The 17,907-nt window shown below is 67.6% G+C and carries 10 protein-coding genes; 9 read left to right on the top strand and 1 reads right to left on the bottom strand.

Going from position 1 to position 17,907, the window contains the following annotated elements:
* Window positions 1-51: 51 nt before the first annotated feature.
* Entirely contained in the window at window positions 52-735 is a 684-nt protein-coding gene (locus ACTJLC_RS23165; RefSeq protein ID WP_073429902.1) for a Fe2+-dependent dioxygenase, read from the top strand.
* A 57-nt stretch (window positions 736-792) separates the two neighbouring features.
* On the opposite strand, the gene ACTJLC_RS23170 is transcribed toward ACTJLC_RS23165, so the two are convergent.
* Window positions 793-1,416: a nitroreductase family protein gene (locus ACTJLC_RS23170; protein ID WP_073429903.1), complete on the bottom strand. Its 624-nt coding sequence runs from the start codon at window positions 1,414-1,416 to the stop codon at window positions 793-795.
* 280 nt (window positions 1,417-1,696) lie between these two features.
* Here ACTJLC_RS23170 and ACTJLC_RS23175 point away from each other — a divergent pair, with 280 nt between their 5' ends.
* The 8 genes from ACTJLC_RS23175 to ACTJLC_RS23210 form a co-directional block, all read left to right on the top strand.
* On the top strand, window positions 1,697-1,927 hold the full coding sequence (locus ACTJLC_RS23175) for an MbtH family protein (RefSeq protein WP_073429904.1): 231 nt from the start codon (window positions 1,697-1,699) through the stop codon (window positions 1,925-1,927).
* 18 nt (window positions 1,928-1,945) lie between these two features.
* Window positions 1,946-2,773 (top strand): thioesterase II family protein, encoded by an 828-nt coding sequence (locus tag ACTJLC_RS23180; RefSeq protein WP_440845222.1) that lies wholly within the window; start codon window positions 1,946-1,948, stop codon window positions 2,771-2,773.
* Window positions 2,774-2,853: 80 nt separating this feature from the next.
* Window positions 2,854-4,290: a peptide synthetase gene (locus ACTJLC_RS23185; protein ID WP_440845235.1), complete on the top strand. Its 1,437-nt coding sequence runs from the start codon at window positions 2,854-2,856 to the stop codon at window positions 4,288-4,290.
* Between the two features lie 189 nt (window positions 4,291-4,479).
* A complete protein-coding gene (locus tag ACTJLC_RS23190) occupies window positions 4,480-5,457 on the top strand; it encodes a YqcI/YcgG family protein (protein ID WP_440845224.1) in 978 nt (325 codons plus the stop codon).
* Between the two features lie 100 nt (window positions 5,458-5,557).
* Window positions 5,558-7,204 carry a cyclic peptide export ABC transporter gene (locus ACTJLC_RS23195; protein WP_440845226.1) on the top strand — a complete coding sequence of 549 codons (1,647 nt, stop codon included), beginning with the start codon at window positions 5,558-5,560 and terminating at the stop codon, window positions 7,202-7,204.
* A 17-nt stretch (window positions 7,205-7,221) separates the two neighbouring features.
* Window positions 7,222-8,040 (top strand): ATP-binding cassette domain-containing protein, encoded by an 819-nt coding sequence (locus ACTJLC_RS23200; RefSeq protein WP_440845228.1) that lies wholly within the window; start codon window positions 7,222-7,224, stop codon window positions 8,038-8,040.
* Window positions 8,041-8,276: 236 nt separating this feature from the next.
* A complete protein-coding gene (locus tag ACTJLC_RS23205; protein ID WP_440845230.1) occupies window positions 8,277-12,059 on the top strand; it encodes a condensation domain-containing protein in 3,783 nt (1,260 codons plus the stop codon).
* A 96-nt stretch (window positions 12,060-12,155) separates the two neighbouring features.
* Window positions 12,156-17,907: amino acid adenylation domain-containing protein (locus ACTJLC_RS23210; RefSeq protein WP_440845232.1), on the top strand; the 5,752-nt coding region annotated here is incomplete at its 3' end.

Raw genomic sequence — 17,907 nt, forward strand, 5'->3', positions numbered from 1 at the left:
ACCGCGGGCTTGCGCCTCCGTACGGGCAAGCCCGCATACAGGACACTCAAGATGCTGCTGCATATACCGAATGTGCTGGATGCCGGGCAATTGCGCTTTCTGCGCGAGCGGCTCGACACGGCGGGCGACGCGTGGGTCGACGGCCGCGCGACGGCGGGCTACCAGGGCGCGCCGGTCAAGCGCAACCAGCAGATCGCCGAGCACTCGCCGGTGGCGCGCGAACTTGGCGACGTGATCGTCGCGTCGATCGAGCGCAATCCGCTATTCATCAGCGCGGTGCTGCCGAACCAGGTGTACCCGCCGCTCTTTAACCGTTACGAAGGCGGCATGCAGTTCGGCAGCCACGTCGACGGTGCGGTGCGAGTGCTGCCCAACGGCGTGAAGCTGCGCACCGACGTGTCGGCCACGCTCTTCATTTCCTCACCCGATGAATACGACGGCGGCGAACTGGTGATCGAGGATACCTACGGTGTGCAGCAAGTGAAATTGCCGGCCGGCGACATGATCGTCTATCCGGCCACGAGCCTGCATCAGGTCACGCCAGTGACGCGCGGAGTGCGCGTCGCGAGCTTTTTCTGGGTGCAGAGCCTCGTGCGCAGCGATACGCAGCGCGCGTTGCTGTTCGATATGGACACGGCGATTCAACGCCTGAATGCCACTCAGGCCGACGACATTGCGCGCCGCAGTCTCGTCGGTTGCTATCACAATCTTTTGCGGGCCTGGAGTGAAACCTGAGCGATCGCTCAAGGTTTGTTTGCGACCTTCTGAGCCGACAAAAAATCGTATAGGCGTTCAGACTGACATGCGTCCAAGCCACTCGCGGACGTAGCGGGAGTGCGGCGGCCGCACCGCCGAGTGCTCGCGAGACTTCGGCTTGCCGACGAATAGAAAGCCCAGCACGCGCTCCGACGGTTCGAAGTCGAGCGCGGCCTGCAAGTTCGCGTCGTAAGCATCGGCGCCCGTTGCCCAGAAGCCTCCATAGCCGAGCGCATGGATAGCGTTGAGCATGTTCATCGCGGCCGCGCCGACCGAAAGCAACTGCTCCGTTTCCGGAATGTGCGAGTGCGCCGAAGGCGCCGCGGCAATAACGATCACGAGCGGCGCGGTATAAGCGAGTTGCCGACGATGCTCGTGCTCCGCGCGGGGTTTGCCGGGCTCGCGGCGTGCCGCCACATCGACGAGCACATCGCCGAACTCGGCGCGCGCGTCGTCGCGTATCAGCGCGAAGCGCCACGGACGCAGCGCGCCATGATCCGGGGCGCGCATCGCGGCATCGAAGATCAGATCCAGTTCGGTATCGTTCGGGCCCGGTTCGGCCAGCGGCCAGTACGACTGGCGCGAGAGCAAGGTGTCGAAGAAAGCTTGCTGCGATGGTGAAGCGGTGTCGCCGCTAGGGCGGATCTGCGAGGTATCCATAACGGTCGGCTCCGAGTTTCGATCAGCGAAATCATGACGACAAACCCGCGATAATGCAAATGATTCTTATTTGCTTGTCTGACGAAAGATTTTGTCTTAAGCTTCGTTTTCGATTGCGGCAGGCACAAAAGATCCGCATTTGCATGCGTGTTGAATGACGCGTGAATCAACGCGAACCGGTGGCGAATCGGTGGCGCTTGCGCAAAGCGGAGCGGCAAAAAGGCGGCTGAAGTGGCTTCATCCATCAACCAGACGCAGACAATTTCCACTCGGAGGCGCAATGAGCTGGGGTGACGAAAACAGCAATTTCGTTGTCGTTGTAAATCATGAAGAACAGTATTCGATCTGGCCGGACTACAAGGCCATTCCTGCCGGCTGGCGCGAGGCGGGGAAGTCCGGCAAGAAGGACGAATGCCTGCAATGGATCGACGAGGTATGGACGGATATGCGTCCGCTGAGTTTGCGCGAGGCGCTGGCCGACAGCGCGGCGCAAGGCGTCACCAATGCGTGAGCCGCGGGCATCCAGTCGATGACCACGCCGAATCGTCCAACGCACGCGCCGAGCGCGCTAAACCTGGTGTGCCTCGCGCACGCCGGCGGCAGCGTGGCGCTGTATCGGGACTGGCAGCGTCGGCTGCCGCCGTTCGTGCAGGTGCGCACGCTCGAATTGCCCGGCCACGGCATGCGCCGTTCGGCGCCGCCGCATACCGAATGGCCCGCGCTCATCGCCGAACTCGCGGATGAACAGCTCGCGCTCGTGGCCGGCGGCGCGCCGTTTGCATTGTTCGGTCACAGCATGGGCGCGCTCGTCGGACTCGAATTGATGCATGCGCTGCGGCAACGCGGCGCGCGTGCTCCCGTCTGGTTCGGCGCATCGGCCACCGTATCGCCGGCGCGGCGCAAGCACGAAACACACTGGCTCACCTGTTCGCGAACCGAAATGATCGACTGCCTGCGCGAGCGTGGCGGCACGCCCGCCGAACTGCTCGACGACGCCGATTTCATCGACTTCATGCTGCCGCTGCTGCGCGCCGACTTTCACTTGTGCGGCGCGCATCCGGCGCGGCTCGCCGGGCGCGTCGTCGCAGAGGCCTGCGCATCAGCCGCGCTCGACTGTCCCATCGACGTATTCGTTGGCCGCGACGACCCCGCCACGTCCAACGCCGAAGACGTCGGCGCATGGGCGCAACAGACGCGCGGCGCATGCGCGGTGCACGAGTTCGGCGGCGGGCATTTCTTCATCGACACAGCGCGCGAAGCCGTACTCGCCGTCGTTGCGAACGCGCTTGCGCAACATGTACGACATACGCCGAGCGCCGTCATCATGACGAAACCGTTGACCGGCGCATGCGCGTGAGTTCCTCGCGCGAGCCGCTTCGCAACCATCACTCGCAGTATCGAGGCAACCCGGATAAGGACCGAATGACCATGAGCACCATGAGCCAGGCTTCGCTGCCGATCTTCGATTTCTCACCGTTCGTTGGCCAGAGCGAGCGCTACGTGGCGCTCATCAAGCAGTTCGCCGCCGCGGAGCCGTTCCGCAGCGCGACCGTCGACGAACTGCTGCTCGACGACGATTTCCATCGCCGCCCGCTGCGTCCCGAGGACTTCGAGTTCCTCAAGTTCATGAAGCCCGTGCGCCGGCACAACGTGAGCCGTCTTCCGGCGCTCGCGTCGGGCCGCACGCTGATGTCGATCTACGAGCTCGACGTCGCGCGTGCCCCCGCGAGCGGCGAGCCGGCCGAATGGCAACGCTTCGCCGATTTCTATCGTGAAGAGACGCGCGTGCTCGGCGCGCAGATCGCGCCGTTCTTCGAAGCCTACGCGTTCGAATATCTGACGAACGACATCGACACGAACGAAAGCGTCGATGCGGTGAGCGCGCGTCTCGCGCACATCGTCGACGAGGAACTCGCTTTCTGGTCCGCCACATTCGAGCGGCTGATGCGCAACGACTACCTCGAGGAAGGGCTGCGCTTCGGCATGGTGCAGCGCTGGTCGCTCGCCGTCTCCAAGCGGCGCGCGCTCGCACGCGCCGCTGCGAGCGGTTTTTTCGACATGCTCGCGCCGGACGAACGCCCGAGCCTGCATCGCGAGGCGCCGGACGACGCGCTGCTCGAACGCGTCGCGGCGGCGGTCGGCGTCACGCGCCGGCAGCACGCCTACTGGCAGTTCTATCTGCCGACCAGCACCGCGAAGTGCAACCTGCTGTATGCGCTCGCGCGCCGTCCGGATCGCGCGTTCGGCCTGATCGGCGCGGCCTTCGCGGCCGAGGCCGAGTGGCTCGCGTTCGGCCTCGCGCTGGAGCGCGCCTGCGCGCATCTGCAACCGGCCGGCCGAGCCCCGGCTGATCCGTCAGCACTGAAAGCCGCGCTCGAACAGCGCTGTGCGCGCGCGTTGCGGCGCATTGCCGACGGTTCCGGCGACGCCGCGCGCGCTCAGTGCGTGCAAGGCATCGTCGCCGGCGAGCGGCTTGCCGAACGCGGGCGCTGGGATCTCGGCGAGCAACTGCGCTGGCTCTCGTCGATTCGCGACTACGTGGCTTTCGCGCACCGCATCAGCTCGCGCATCGACGCGGAGTGTCCCGGCATCGACCGCGAGACCTTCGTCGAGCCGCACGAGATGTGCTCGACGACGCACGTTCACAACGATCACCGTCTCGTGACGATCGAGGAGGGCGACATGCTCTTCTGGGGCAACGTCGGCATGCAGCTCGCGATGCACAAAGGCGACATGGTGCTGATTCCCGATGGTCGTCTGCACGGCTCGACGGTGGTCTCGGGCGAATGCACGTATCACCAGCCGATCATTCCCGACGACTGGATCGAGGCGCTCGTCGCCGAGCTGGACGAACCGGTGGCAGCCTCGACCTGATTCGACCTGATAGCCGGCACGATTTAGATGCAAGTTGCACAACGCGGCACAACGCGGGCGCTCCCGACGGAGATCGACAACAAAGGCGCCTCTTCCCCACGACAGCAGTATCGACGTCCCGGCCGATCGGCCTGGGATGCCTCGCGCGTTCGACGCGCGCAACAGTGGGTCAGGAAGAGAGAGCGAACGATGGAAGCAGGCAATAGTGCTATCGCGCAGGCCGATCGATTCGAGGTCAGCGACTGGAAAAGCCGGATCATCGCCGGCAGGGCGACGGGTGCGGCGGTGTCCGCGCCCGCGTGGCTGGACGCTTCATATGCAACGCTGCGCGAGCAGGTGCTCGATCCGGCTTATCCGTGCTTCTTCGGCACGATGGCCGAGCGGCGCGGCGAGATGTTCTACTCGTTCGTCAACGGCCGCGACCTGCGCGATCTGCCCGCGACGATGCAAACCTTCGCGGAGCTCGCGCTGCAACCGGAATACAGGAGAAACAACATCGCCGTATTCTTCGAGCCCGATCCCGAGCCGCTTGCGCACGAGGCGTACCAGGCGCTTTTCTGGGGCATCCTGCAGCGGTTGCACGACGTCGACCCGGACCCGGCGGCGGACCAGCAGCCGGACCCGATGGACGAAGCCTGGGAGTTTTCATATGCCGGCGTGCAGGTGTTCGTGGTGTGCGCGTGCCCGTCGTTTCGCGCGCGCCATAGCCGCAACCTTGGCCCCGGCATGGTGCTGCTGTTTCAGCCGCGCTCCGTGTTCGTCGATACGATCACGAACAAGGTCATCGGCCGCGAGGCGCGCAATCAGGTGCGCAAGCGTCTGGAAACGTGGGACGAGATTCCCGCGCATCCCGATCTCGGCTTTTACGGCGACCCCGGCAATCTCGAATGGAAGCAGTATTTCCTCGACGACGCCAACGCGCCCATCGACGACCGCTGCCCGTTCCTGAAACGGCGCAGGCAGGCACAGCAGGCGTCGCCCGCCGACGCACAGCCGGCGCAGACAGCCTGGCGGCATGCGTCGCGGGACGAGGCTTCGGGCGCGCACATGGCGCCTGTCGCGCACAGGCCGCATGAGCCGCACGTGCCGCACCCGCCGCACGACGGGCGCAACGAACACGAAAGACCCTTCGCGCATGCGGGCGCCGCGCGAGGCGACGATAACTGACGCGGCCGGCGCGCGAGGATGTTTGCTGGCGCCGGTGGCATTCGCTACCATGAGCCGGCCCGCGGTCCTCCCGCACCGACGCCGCAACGAAAGGAGCTTCATGTCCGTACTTTTGCAACTGGTCAGCAAGTCCCGCTGGATGCTCGCCGCCGCGCTCGTTGCAAGCGTGCTCGGCGGCCTCGGCAATGCCGCGCTGCTGGCCCTCATCAATCAGGCGCTGGTCGCGTCGTCGGCGGAACTCGCGCGGCTCGGCTGGCGGTTCCTCATGGTCGGCCTCGCCGTGCTCGCGATGCGCGCTCTCGCGCAGTCGCTCTTCATGTGGCTCGGCCAGCAGGCGAAGGCGACGCTGCGCATGCGCACGATCCGCCGCATCGGCGACGCGGCGTTTGCGCATCTGGAAAAGCAGGGCGCGGCCAGGTCGCTCGCGGTGCTGACCCAGGACCTCGACACGATCGTCGTGTTCTTCGTCAGCCTGCCGTCGCTCGCGATGCAAAGCGCGGTGATCGTCGGCTGCCTCGCGTATCTCGGCTATATGTCGTGGCCGATTCTCGCGGTCGCGATCGTCACCATCGTGCTCGGCATGACGGGCTTTCGCTACGCTCACAGTCGCGCGATGTTTCATCTGCGCGCGTCCCGCAAGCGCGAGGACGATCTGGTCAAGCACTTCCGCGCGCTCTTCGACGGCGCGAAGGAACTCAAGCTGCATCGCGCCCGCAGGCGCGCGTTCGTCGAGGACACGCTCGCCACCAACGTCGAGGCGGTGCGCGTGCAGCGCACGCGCGGCTACATGCTGTACGCGGCGGCGACGAGCTGGGGCAACTTCATTCTGTTCGCGTTCATCGGCCTCACGCTGTTCGTATTCGCGCGCTACATCAAGGTCGATTCGCACGTGATGTCGGGCTATGCGATCGTGTTCGTCTACATGATCATGCCGATCGAAGCGGTGCTGTCCGCGATTCCGGGCCTCAGTTCGGCGCGCGTCGCGCTCGAGCGCATCGAGCAGGTCAACGCGGAGTTGCCGCCGGAAGTCATGCTCGAGCCGCCCGTCGCGGCGTCGTTCGACACCATCGCGCTCGACGGCGCCACGCACCGTTATTTCCGCGAGAAGGAAAACGAGGTGTTCACGCTCGGGCCGATCGACCTCACGTTCCGGCGCGGCGAGCTCGTCTATCTGATCGGCGGCAACGGCAGCGGCAAGACCACGCTCGCGAAGATGCTGGTCGGCCTGTACGTGCCGGAGAGCGGCCGCGTGCTGCTGAACGGCGAACCCGTCGACGAGGCGCGGCGCGACGCCTACCGCCAGCATTTCTCGGTCGTGTTCAGCGATTTCTTCCTGTTCGACACGCTGCTCGGCATGCACGGCGACGGACTCGACGCGCTCGCGCAGCAGTTGCTCGTCGACCTCCACCTCGACCACAAGGTCACCGTGAAGGACGGCGCGTTTTCGACGCTGGATCTCTCGCAAGGGCAGCGCAAGCGGCTCGCGCTCGTCGTCGCGTATCTGGAGGACCGGCCGTTCTACGTGTTCGACGAATGGGCCGCCGACCAGGACCCGCTCTTCAAGGACGTGTTCTACAAGCGCCTCTTGCCCGAACTGAGGGCGAAGGGCAAGACCGTGCTCGTCATCACGCACGACGACCGCTATTTCCATCTTGCCGAGCGCTTCATCAAGCTCGATGTCGGCCAGATCGTCGAGGACGGCTCCGGCGCCGCGCATGTGGCCAGCCTCACGTCCGCTTATTCCTGATCAGGATTTCACCTCACATGAACGCCAACCCGTCCGTTTTTTCCGCTCACGTCGCGCACGGCGAACCCATGTACGAACTCGACGGCGTGTCGTTTAGCATCGGCGAGCGCGTGCTGCTGCATCCGCTCGCGCTCACGCTCCCGAAGGGGCGCGTATGCGGCCTGATCGGCCACAACGGCTCGGGCAAGTCGACGCTGCTCAAACTGCTCGCGCGTCAACAGCCGCCCACGGCCGGCACGCTGCGTTTCGCGGGCCGCCCGTTGCGCGACTGGGAGAACCGCGAGTTCGCCCGTCAGGTCGCCTATCTGCCGCAGCAGCAGCCCGCCGCGAGCGGCATGACGGTGCGCGAGCTGGTCGCGCTCGGCCGCTATCCGTGGCACGGCGCGCTGGGCCGCTTCACCGGCGTCGACGCTGAAAAGGTTCACGAGGCGATGCAGTTGACCGACATCACGCGTTTCGCGGACCGCGCCGTGGACAGCCTGTCGGGCGGCGAGCGGCAACGCGCGTGGATCGCGATGCTCGTCGCGCAGGACAGCCAGTGCCTGCTGCTCGACGAGCCCATCTCCGCGCTCGATATCGCGCATCAGATCGAAGTGCTGGATCTCGTGCGCGGCCTGAGTCAGCGGCGCGGTCTGGGCGTCGTGGTGGTGCTGCACGACGTCAACATGGCGGCGCGTTTCTGCGACGACCTGATCGCGCTGAAGGGCGGCCGCCTGCTCGCAAGCGGCGCCGCGCCGGAACTGATCGAGGAAAAGATGCTGGGCGCGATCTACGGCGTGCCGATGGGCACCGTCGCGCATCCGCGCGGCGGCACGCCGATCAGCTTCGCGTATTGACCGGCAGGCGTCGTCGGGCGCTTGGCATCCACACGATGCAAGGCCGGCGGCGCGCCGCGATCGATACGACACAGACCTAACGGCGTTCCCAAGAGACGCCTTGCTTTCCCCGCAATGACGAAATTCACGCCGCCGGCGCAGCGCATGCGACGGCGACGGCTTGCCGTGCGCCGCGTTCAAAGGCGTCGCACGGCGATGATAGCCGCGCGGCGCGCGGCAAATCTCGGGAGGCGAGGATGTCTGTTATCAATACGCCGCGCCACGATGGCGCGGAGTCACATGCGGCGAACCGGGTTGCTCAGGACGATGCGACGGCCCGTGCCGCAAGCAACGCGCGGACGGCCAACGCGGCCAACATCGCCGTGGCGCCCGCGACCGACCTCGTGTCGGTGATGAAGCTGCATGTCGCCCAGCGCCCGCATCAACTGGCGGTGCGTTTCCTGGCCGACGGCGACGCCGACGCGCGCGAGCTGACGTATGCGGCGCTCGACGCGCGCGCGCGCCGCTTCGCAGCCGTGCTGCGCCGGCACGGCGCGCCGAACGACCGCGTATTGCTGATGCTGCCGAGCGGGCTCGATTACATCGTGTCGTTCTTCGCTTGCCAATACGCGGGGATGATCGCGGTCCCCGCTTATCCACCGGAAGCGCTGCAAAGCGGGCACGTCGAACGGTTGCGGCGCATGTCGCAGGATTGCATGGCGCGCATCGCGGTGCTCGACCAGGCGTCGCACGCTTTTTGCGGCGATGCCGATGCCGATGCCGATGCCGGATCCGAGTTGCCGCTCAACGGCGCGACGCTCGTGTCGCCCGACGAGGCCAGCGACGCCGCCGGTTTTTGCATCGACCACGCGGACCCCGGCGCGATTTCATTTCTGCAATACACCTCCGGTTCGACCTCGTCGCCGAAGGGCGTGATGGTGAGCCACGAGAACGTGTGCGCGAACGTCAGCGCGATGTCGCGCGGCATGGATTGCCGCATCGGCGGCCGTATGTTTTCCTGGCTGCCGCTCTATCACGACATGGGGCTGATCGGCAGCGTGCTGATGCCGGTGCTGTGCGGCTTTCCGGTCACGCTGATGTCGCCGCTGCATTTTCTCGAACGCCCGGCGCGCTGGCTCGCGGGCATCGCACGCGAACGCGCGACCGTGACGGGCGGCCCGGACTTCGCTTATCGCCTCTGCACCGACCGCGTGCGCGACGCGCAACTCGCGGGACTCGATCTCTCCTCGTTGCGCGTGGCGTTCTGCGGTTCCGAGCCGATCCGGCAGACCACGCTCGATGGATTCGCCACGCGCTTTGGCAAGCACGGCCTCGATCCGCGCGCGATGTACGCGTGCTACGGGCTGGCCGAGGCGACGCTGTTCCTCACGGGCGTCGAGGTCGGCGCGGGCGCGCCCGAAACACGCTTTTCGGCAGCGGCGCTCGCGCAGCGCTCGCCTGTCGCGCGGCCTGCCAACGATGGCGATGACGACGGCAAGGCCGTGGTCGGTTGCGGCGCGATTGCGTTGGGCCATGCGCTCGCCGTCGTCGACCCCGACACGTGCGAGCGTTTGCCGGAGCGCCGCGTCGGCGAGGTCTGGTGCGGCGGCCCGAGCATCACGCAAGGCTACTGGCGCAACCCCGAGGCGACGGCCGCCGTGTTTCTCGACGACGCGCCCGGTTTTCCGGGGCGCTGGCTGCGTACCGGCGACCTGGCTTTTGTCGACGGCGGCCAGTTGTTCTTCTGCGGACGCCGCAAGGACATGATCGTGCTGCGCGGCGAGAACGTGTATCCGCAGGATCTCGAAACGGTGCTGGCGGATCGCGTCGAATGGCTGCGCCGTGGCCGCGTCACCGCGTTCGCGGTGGAGACCGCCGATGGCGCCGAGGCAATCGGCGTGGCCGCTGAAGTGCCGCGCGGCAGGGCGCGCCAGGTGGCGCCCGAAACGATTTTCGCCGCGATCGCCGCGGCGCTAGGCGAGGCGTTTCAATACGAAGCGGCGTTGATCCTGTTGCTGGAGCCCGGCGATCTGCCGCGCACGTCGAGTGGAAAATTGCAGCGCAGCGCCTGCGTGAGCGCGTGGCAAAGCGGCGCGATCGTGCCGTTCGCGATATGCGACGCAAGATCGGCGCAGCCGCAAGCCCGCGTTACGAACGCACCGGCGACGGCCGCTTCCGGGGACACCTCGACGCCGACCGCGCAAGCCATCGCGCAAGTGTGGAGCGAAGTGCTCGACGTGCCCGCGCCGCGCGCGTCGGACGACTTTTTCGCGCTCGGCGGCCGTTCGCTGCTGGCGCTGAAGGTCGCGTCGCGCTTACGCGCGCGTTTGGGGCGCGACGTGCCGGTCGGCCTGCTGTTCAGCCACCCGACGCTCGCGAGTCTCGCCGCCGCGCTCGATGCCTGGTGGGCCGCGCCGTCGCATGCCGCCGGGCCGGTCGCGGCGCTGACGCGGCGTGAGGAAAGCGCCGCGCCGCTCTCACTGCCGCAAGAACGTCTGTGGGTGCTCTGGCAACTCGAACCGGACAGCCCGGCCTACAACATTTCCGCCGCGCTCTCGTTGACCGGCTCGCTCGACGCCGCCGCCGCGAAAAGCGCGCTGGATGCGCTGGTGCGTCGTCACGAGATGCTGCGCACGCGCTTCGACGATATGGGTGACGCGCCGCGCCAGATCATCGCGCCTGCTGCGCAGGCCGCCGATGCATGGCGTTGGGAAACCGTGGACGCGCGCGACGCCACCCCCGCGGAATTCGATGCGCAGTTGCGCCGACGCGCTCGGGAACCCTTCGATCTGACGCGCGGCCCGCTGTTTCGAGCGACGCTGTTTGAATGCGGTGAGCGTGGTGAATGCGATGCACGTGGTGAGCGTGGTGAACGCGATGCACGCGGTGAACGTGGTGAATACGATGCACACGGTGAACATGGCGCGCGCGGTGAATACGATGCACACGGTGAACATGGTGCGCGCGGTGAACGCGATGCACGTGGCGAACATGGCGCACGCGGTGAATGCGATAAACATGACACCAGACGTCATGTGCTGCATTTCGTCATGCATCACATCGTCTCCGACGGTTGGTCGATCAACGTGTTGCTGCGCGATTTCGCGGCGGGTTATCGCGCGGCGCTGCGCAGCGGCACTTCATCGCGACCCACGCTGCCCGCGCCGGCCGTCCAATACGCCGACTACGCCGCCTGGCAGCGCGAGCGGTTCAGCGGCGACGGCGCCGCGCAACTCGATGCGCAACTCGACTACTGGCGCAGCCGTCTCGCGGGCTACGACACGCCGCTCGATCTGCCGACCCTGCACGAGCGCGGCCGTCCCTGCGACCCGCGCGCCGCGCGCATCGCCGCGCAAATTCCCGCCGCGCTCGCTGTTCGATTGGAGACGCTCGCGCGCTCGGAAAACGCCACGCTTTTCATGGTGTTGCTCGCTGCGTTCGCCGCGCTGCTGTCCCGCTACAGCGGCGCGCAGGATGTGGTGATCGCGGTGCCCGTCGCGGGCCGCGACCGGCTCGAGACCGAAGAGCTCATCGGCTTTTTCGTCAACACGCTGGCGATGCGCGCGTCCGTGAAGGGCGCGAAGCCGTTCGCGGCGCTGCTGCGCGAAGTGCGCGACGACAGCATCGACGCACAGGCGAACGCCGATGTGCCGTTCGAGCGCGTCGTGGCCGCGTTGCCGTCCGCGCGCCGCGCGGGCGGCACGCCGCTCGCGCAGCTCAAGTTCGTGCTGCACGACGAATTCGACAGCGCGCTCGATATCGACAGCGTGCGTTGCGCGCTGATCGACGCCGACGCCAGCGACGCGCGTTTCGAACTCGCGCTCGACGTATGGCGCGAAGGCGCGCACGGACTGCGCTGCGTGTTCGCGTACGCCGCTGAACTCTACGACGATGCATTCGTCGCGCAATTCGCGCGGCACTACGTGGATCTGCTCGAACAGCTCGCCGACACCCCGCAACGCGCGCTCGGCGAATTCATCCTCGACGACGACGAAACGGTGGACGGAATAGCGCCCGTCGCGAGCGCCTACGCGCTTTGAGCACAGCGCCTTCCTTCACCTGACTTCATCCACCAGATGCATCGAGCCCGCGCTTGCCGCGCGGGCGCCCGACACCCGGATCAGATCACGGACACCATGCAAGCCATTCATTTCGACACCGATTTTCTGCCTGCCCGCGTCGCGCGGTTTGCCATCGAACGGCCGGACGCCGTTGCGCTCGTCGACAGCACGGGGCCGCTCGCCTGGCGCGAACTGTGGGCATGGTCCGGCCGCCTCGCGGCGGCGCTCGCCGCCGAGGGCGTGCGGCCCGGCGATCACGTGGTGCTCGCGTTGCCGCGCTCCGCGGCGCTCGTCGCGACGATCCTCGCCGTTTGGCGGCTGCGCGCGTGTTACGTGCCGCTCGACCCGGCGTTGCCCGTCGCGCGGCTGCGCTGGCAGGCAGAGGACTGCGGGGCGCGTGTGGTGGTGATGGGGGGAGGGGTGGGCAGCGCGGTCGCGGACACGGCGTCCAATGTGTGGAGCGGTGTGCGGGTCGACGCGGCGTCCAATGCAACAACCGAATCATCCACGCCCTGGCTCCCCCACGGCGTATCCACCCTCGATCCCTACGCGTCGCGCGCAGCGCTAGATGCCGCCGACAACATCGACGGCATCCCTAACGCCGGCCCGACACCGCAACCCGACGACCGCATCTTCGCGTGGCCCGCCTATGTGATCTACACGTCCGGCTCGACCGGCAGACCCAAGGGCGTCGTCCTCAGCCACATGGCGCTCGCCGCGTATCTGCGCGGCGTATCCGAACGGCTGTCCGAAGGCGTCGCGAGCGCCGCGTATCTGTCGACGCCCGCCGCCGACCTCGGCCACACGTCGCTGTTCGGCGCGCTGTGGCACGGCTGGACGCTGCATCTGATCGACGCGCAGATCGCCGCCGACCCCGACGCATTCGCCGCCTACATGCACGACCATTCGGTCGATTTGCTGAAGATCGTGCCGAGCCATCTCGATGCGCTCTTGCAGGCGCAGTCGCCCGAACGGGTGCTGCCGCGCCGCTGCCTGCTGATGGGCGGCGAGCCCGCGCCGACGCGGCTGGCCGAGCGTATCGCGGCGCTGCGGCCCGAGTGCCGGTTGATCAACCACTACGGCCCGACCGAGACGGCAGTCGGCGTGCTCACGCGCGCCGGCGCGCAAAGCCGCGCCGCGACGCTGCCGCTCGGCCAGCCGCTCGCGCATGTGGACGCGCGCATCGTCGACGCCGATGGCAACGCCGTGCCCAAGGGCGCGGCGGGCGAGTTGTGCATCGGCGGCCCGAGCGTCGCGAATGGCTATCTGAACCGGCCCTCGCTCACGGCCGAGCGCTTCGTGCCCGATCCCGACGGTCACGGCGCGCGGCTCTACCGGACGGGCGACAAGAGCCGCCGTCTGCCGGACGGCGAGTTCGCGTTCCTTGGCCGTCTCGACGACCAGGTGAAGATTCGCGGCTTTCGCGTCGAGCCGGAGGAAATCGCCGCGCGCCTGCGCGCCGAGCACGGCGTGCGCGACGCGGTGGTGATCGCGCATGCGGACGGCGAGGGCGCCGCGCTGCGCCTCGCCGCTTATCTGACGGCCGCCGAACCGCTCGACGTCGACGCGATCCGCGCGCATCTTGCCGCGGAACTGCCGGACTACATGGTGCCGTCGTCGTTGCAGGTGCTGGCCGCGCTGCCGCTCACGCCGAACGGCAAGATCGACCGCGCGGCGCTGCCCGCGCCGCGCCAGGACGACGTGGCGCACGCGACGCGCGTCGAGCCGCGCGACGACACCGAGCGCGCGCTCGCGGAAATCTGGAAGCGGGTGCTCAAGCGCGACGACATCGGCGTGACGGACAACTATTTCGAAATCGGCGGGGATTCGATCCTTAGCTTGCAGATCATCGCGAAGGCGCGCGGCGCGGGGCTCAAGCTCACGCCGAAGCAGATGTTCGACTACCCGACGATCGAGGCGGCGGCGCGGGTCGCGGTGGCGGTGGCAGTGGCGGCATCACCGGCGCGTGCGGGCGCGAGCGCGATTCAGCGAGCGACGAGCGTCAGCGCGGCGATGGCAGCGGCGACGACAGCGACAGCGACAGCAGCAGCGACGACACCAGCGACAACACCAGCGACAACACCAGCGACAACACCAGCGACAACACCAGCGACAACACCAGCGACCACACCAGCGACCACAGAACCGGCAACGGCATCAGCAGCGGGAACAGCAGCGGCAACGCAAACCACCGACGACGATCGATGGTTCGCCCAAGCCAATATCTCGCGCGACACCGTCGAAGCAGTTTATCCAGCGACGCCGATGCAGCAGGGCCTGCTGTTTCACGGCATGCTCGACGGCGAGCCCGGCATGTACGTTTCGCAATTGCGCCTCACGATCGACGCGCTGCACGTCGAGACGATGCGCGCGGCGTGGGACGCGGTCATCGCGCGGCATCCGGTTTTGCGCACGCGCTTCGTGTGGCCGGCCGGCGGCGAGCCGTTGCAGATCGTCGAGCGGCAGGTGCGGATGCCGTTCGAGTCGCATGCGCGCATCGCCTCGGCGCAGGATGCGCAGGACGCGCAGGACACGCACGACGAATATGCAGCGGCCTACGAAGCCGCGTGCGAAGCGCTCGTTGCGCGCGGCTTCGATGCAGGCGTCGCGCCGCTGATGCGCGTCGATGTTTTCGAGCGTCCCGATGGCGCGCACGATCTGCTGTGGACCCACCATCACGCGCTCACCGATGGTTGGAGCACCGCGCGGGTCGTGACCGAAGTGACGCGCGCGTATGCGGCGCTCGCGGCCGGCGGCATGCCCGAGACGACGCCGGGCGCGCGCTACGCGGATTACGTCCGCTGGCTGCGGCATCAACCCGACACGGGCGCGTTCTGGCGCGCGCGCCTCGCAACGCTCGATCAGCCGGCGCGCCTCGCCGATGCGCTCGGCAACGCGTTCCGGCCGTCGTCCGCGAACGCTGCCGATAGCGGGCCGGCGCACGTGATGGTCCGCGAACTCGACGGCGCGTCGCACGCGCGGCTGCGACACGCCGCGCAGCGCGCGCAAGTCACGCTGAACACGCTCGTGCAAGGCGCGTGGGCGCTCGTGCTCGCGCGTTTTTCCGGGCGCTCGCAGGTGGCGTTCGGCATGACGGTGTCGGGCCGGCCGGTCGATCTGCCCGACGCGGAATCGATCGTCGGTCTGTTCATCAACAGCCTGCCGCTGTGGGTCGATGTCGAATCCGCCGCCACGGTGCGCGCGTGGCTCGCCGCGTTGCAGCGGCATAACGCCGAGTTGCGCGAGGTCGAGCACACGCCGCTCGCGAACTTGCAGCAATGGGCGAATTCGAGCGTCGACGCGCTGTTCGACAGTCTCATCGTGTTCGAGAACTATCCGCTCGACGATGCGCTGGGCGCGCTCGGCGGCGTGCCGCGCGTGCGCGCCGTCGAGGCTTATAACCGGAGTCACTTGCCGCTGATGCTGGTGGTCGCGCCGCGCCATGTGGGCGGCGGCGACAGGCTCAGGCTGGAGTGGCATCGGCATGCGGCGCGGGTGTCCGCGGATGGCGTGGCGTGCGTCGCCGACTATTTCGAGCGGACGCTGGATCGTCTCGCGAGGGCGCTGGTGGAAGCGGGCGATGCGGACGTGAGCTTGCGTGAGATTGCAGGCGACGACGCCGCGGAAGATGCGGCGACGGCCGTGGCGGCGTTTGCCTATGAGCCGGTGACAGCGCGCATCGCCGCGCAGGCGAATGCGCGTCCTGACGCGATCGCGCTGGTCGATGGCGAGGAGCAGGTGACGTATGCGCAACTGGATGCGTGGTCGCGTGCGATCGCGCATGAACTGCGACGGCTCGGCGCGACGGCGGAAATGCGGGTCGGCGTCGCGATGCAGCGCTCGGCGGCGCTGGTTGCGTCGCTCGTCGGCGTGCTGCGCGCGGGCGCGGCGTACGTGCCGCTCGATCCGTCGTATCCGGCGGAACGCCTTGAACATATCGTCGAGGATTCGCAGCTTGGTCTGATCGTGACGGATGCGGCAAGCGTCGCGCAGCATGCGGCGCTGTTCGGATCGCGGACCACGCTGGATGCTGCTGCGTTGCGTGACACCGTGCCCGCCGCGGCGAACGATGCGGACGTGCAACAACCGCATCCGCGGCAGCTTGCCTACGTGATCTATACGTCCGGTTCGACGGGAACGCCGAAGGGCGTCGGCGTCACGCATGAGAACGTCGCGCGGCTGTTCGATGCGACCCGGTCGCGCTTTGCGTTCGGTACAAGCGACGTCTGGACGCTGTTCCACTCCTACGCATTCGACTTCTCGGTATGGGAAATCTTCGGTGCGCTGGTGCATGGCGCACGGCTCGTGATCGTGCCGCACTGGACCGCGCGCGAACCATTGGCTTTTCATGCGCTATTGCGCGACGAACGCGTGACGGTGCTGAACCAGACACCCTCGGCGTTCGCGCAGCTCACGCAGGCCGATGGCGAGAACACGCTCGACGCGCTGCGTGCGGTGATCTTCGGCGGCGAACGGCTGGAGCCGGCGTCGCTTGCCCGATGGGCGGACGGCGCGCGCCGCAGGGGCGTGTTGCCGGCGCTGGTGAACATGTACGGCATCACCGAAACGACCGTCCACGTGACGCATCGCGCACTCGATGAAGCCGCGCTGCGCGATGCGCGCAGCGTGATCGGCGCGCCGCTCGACGACCTCACGCTGCATGTGCTGGACGCGGACCTGAACCGCGTGCCGGTGGGCGCGGTGGGTGAGCTGTATGTCGGCGGCGCGGGTCTCGCGCGCGGGTATCTGGGACGCCCGGCTCTCACGGCGCAACGCTTCGTGCCGGACCCGTACGGCGCGCCGGGCGCGCGCCTGTACCGCTCGGGCGATCTCGCGCGACGGCTGAAGGACGGTGACCTCGAATACCTGGGCCGCAACGACGATCAGGTGAAGATCCGCGGTTTCCGCATCGAACTGGGCGAGATCCGGGCGGCGCTGCTGGGTCATCCCGAGGTGCGCGATGCGGCGGTGCTGGTGTCGGATAGCGACAGCGGCGACCGGCGGCTCGTGGCCTACGTGGTGCCGCGGGGCGAAGCGGATGCCGGCGACGCGGCCCGCTGGCAGAGCTGGCTCAGCGCGCGGCTGCCGGGTCACATGGTGCCGTCGTCGTATGTGGAACTCGCGCGTTTTCCGCTGACGCCGAACGGCAAGCTCGACCGTCGCGCGTTGCCCGCGCCTGAAGCCGTGGCCAATGCATCGGGCCGCGCGGCCTACGTTGCCCCGCGCGATGAATTCGAGACCCGGCTCGCGACGATCTGGCAAGACGTGCTCGGCGTCGAACGTGTCGGCGCACGCGACGATTTCTTCCTGCTGGGCGGTCATTCGCTCCTGGCGGTGCGGGTGATGTCAGCCGTGCGGACGGTTTTCGGCGACGCGCCCGGGCTGCGCGCGGTGTTCGAACATCCGCTGCTCGAAGACTTCGCGGCGTTGTTGCGTGGGGCGCAATCGGCTGCTGGTGGTGCGCGTGTGCCGGAGTCCTGCGTGTCTGTTGCTACTGCTGATTCCGCTGCCACTGTCGGTGCTCGCGACGCTAGTGGTGCTGCTGTTGGTGCGGGTACTGCCGCGGTTATCGCGAACGCTGACGCTGCTGTAGCTGCTGCGCCATCTGCACAAGTTGGACAAGTCGCCCAAGCCACGCGGGCTGCGCAAGTCGGACAAGCGGCGCTGGTTGAACAAGGCACGCAAGCCACACAAGGCACGCAAGGCACGCAAGGCACGCAAGGCACGCAAGGCACGCAAGGCACGCAAGGCACGCAAGGCACGCAAGGCACGCAAGGCACGCAAGGCACGCAAGGCACGCAAGGCACGCAAGGCACGCAAGGCACGC

Source organism: Paraburkholderia sp. 22099, assembly GCF_052045835.1.
Classification (GTDB): Bacteria; Pseudomonadota; Gammaproteobacteria; order Burkholderiales; family Burkholderiaceae; genus Paraburkholderia; species Paraburkholderia terricola.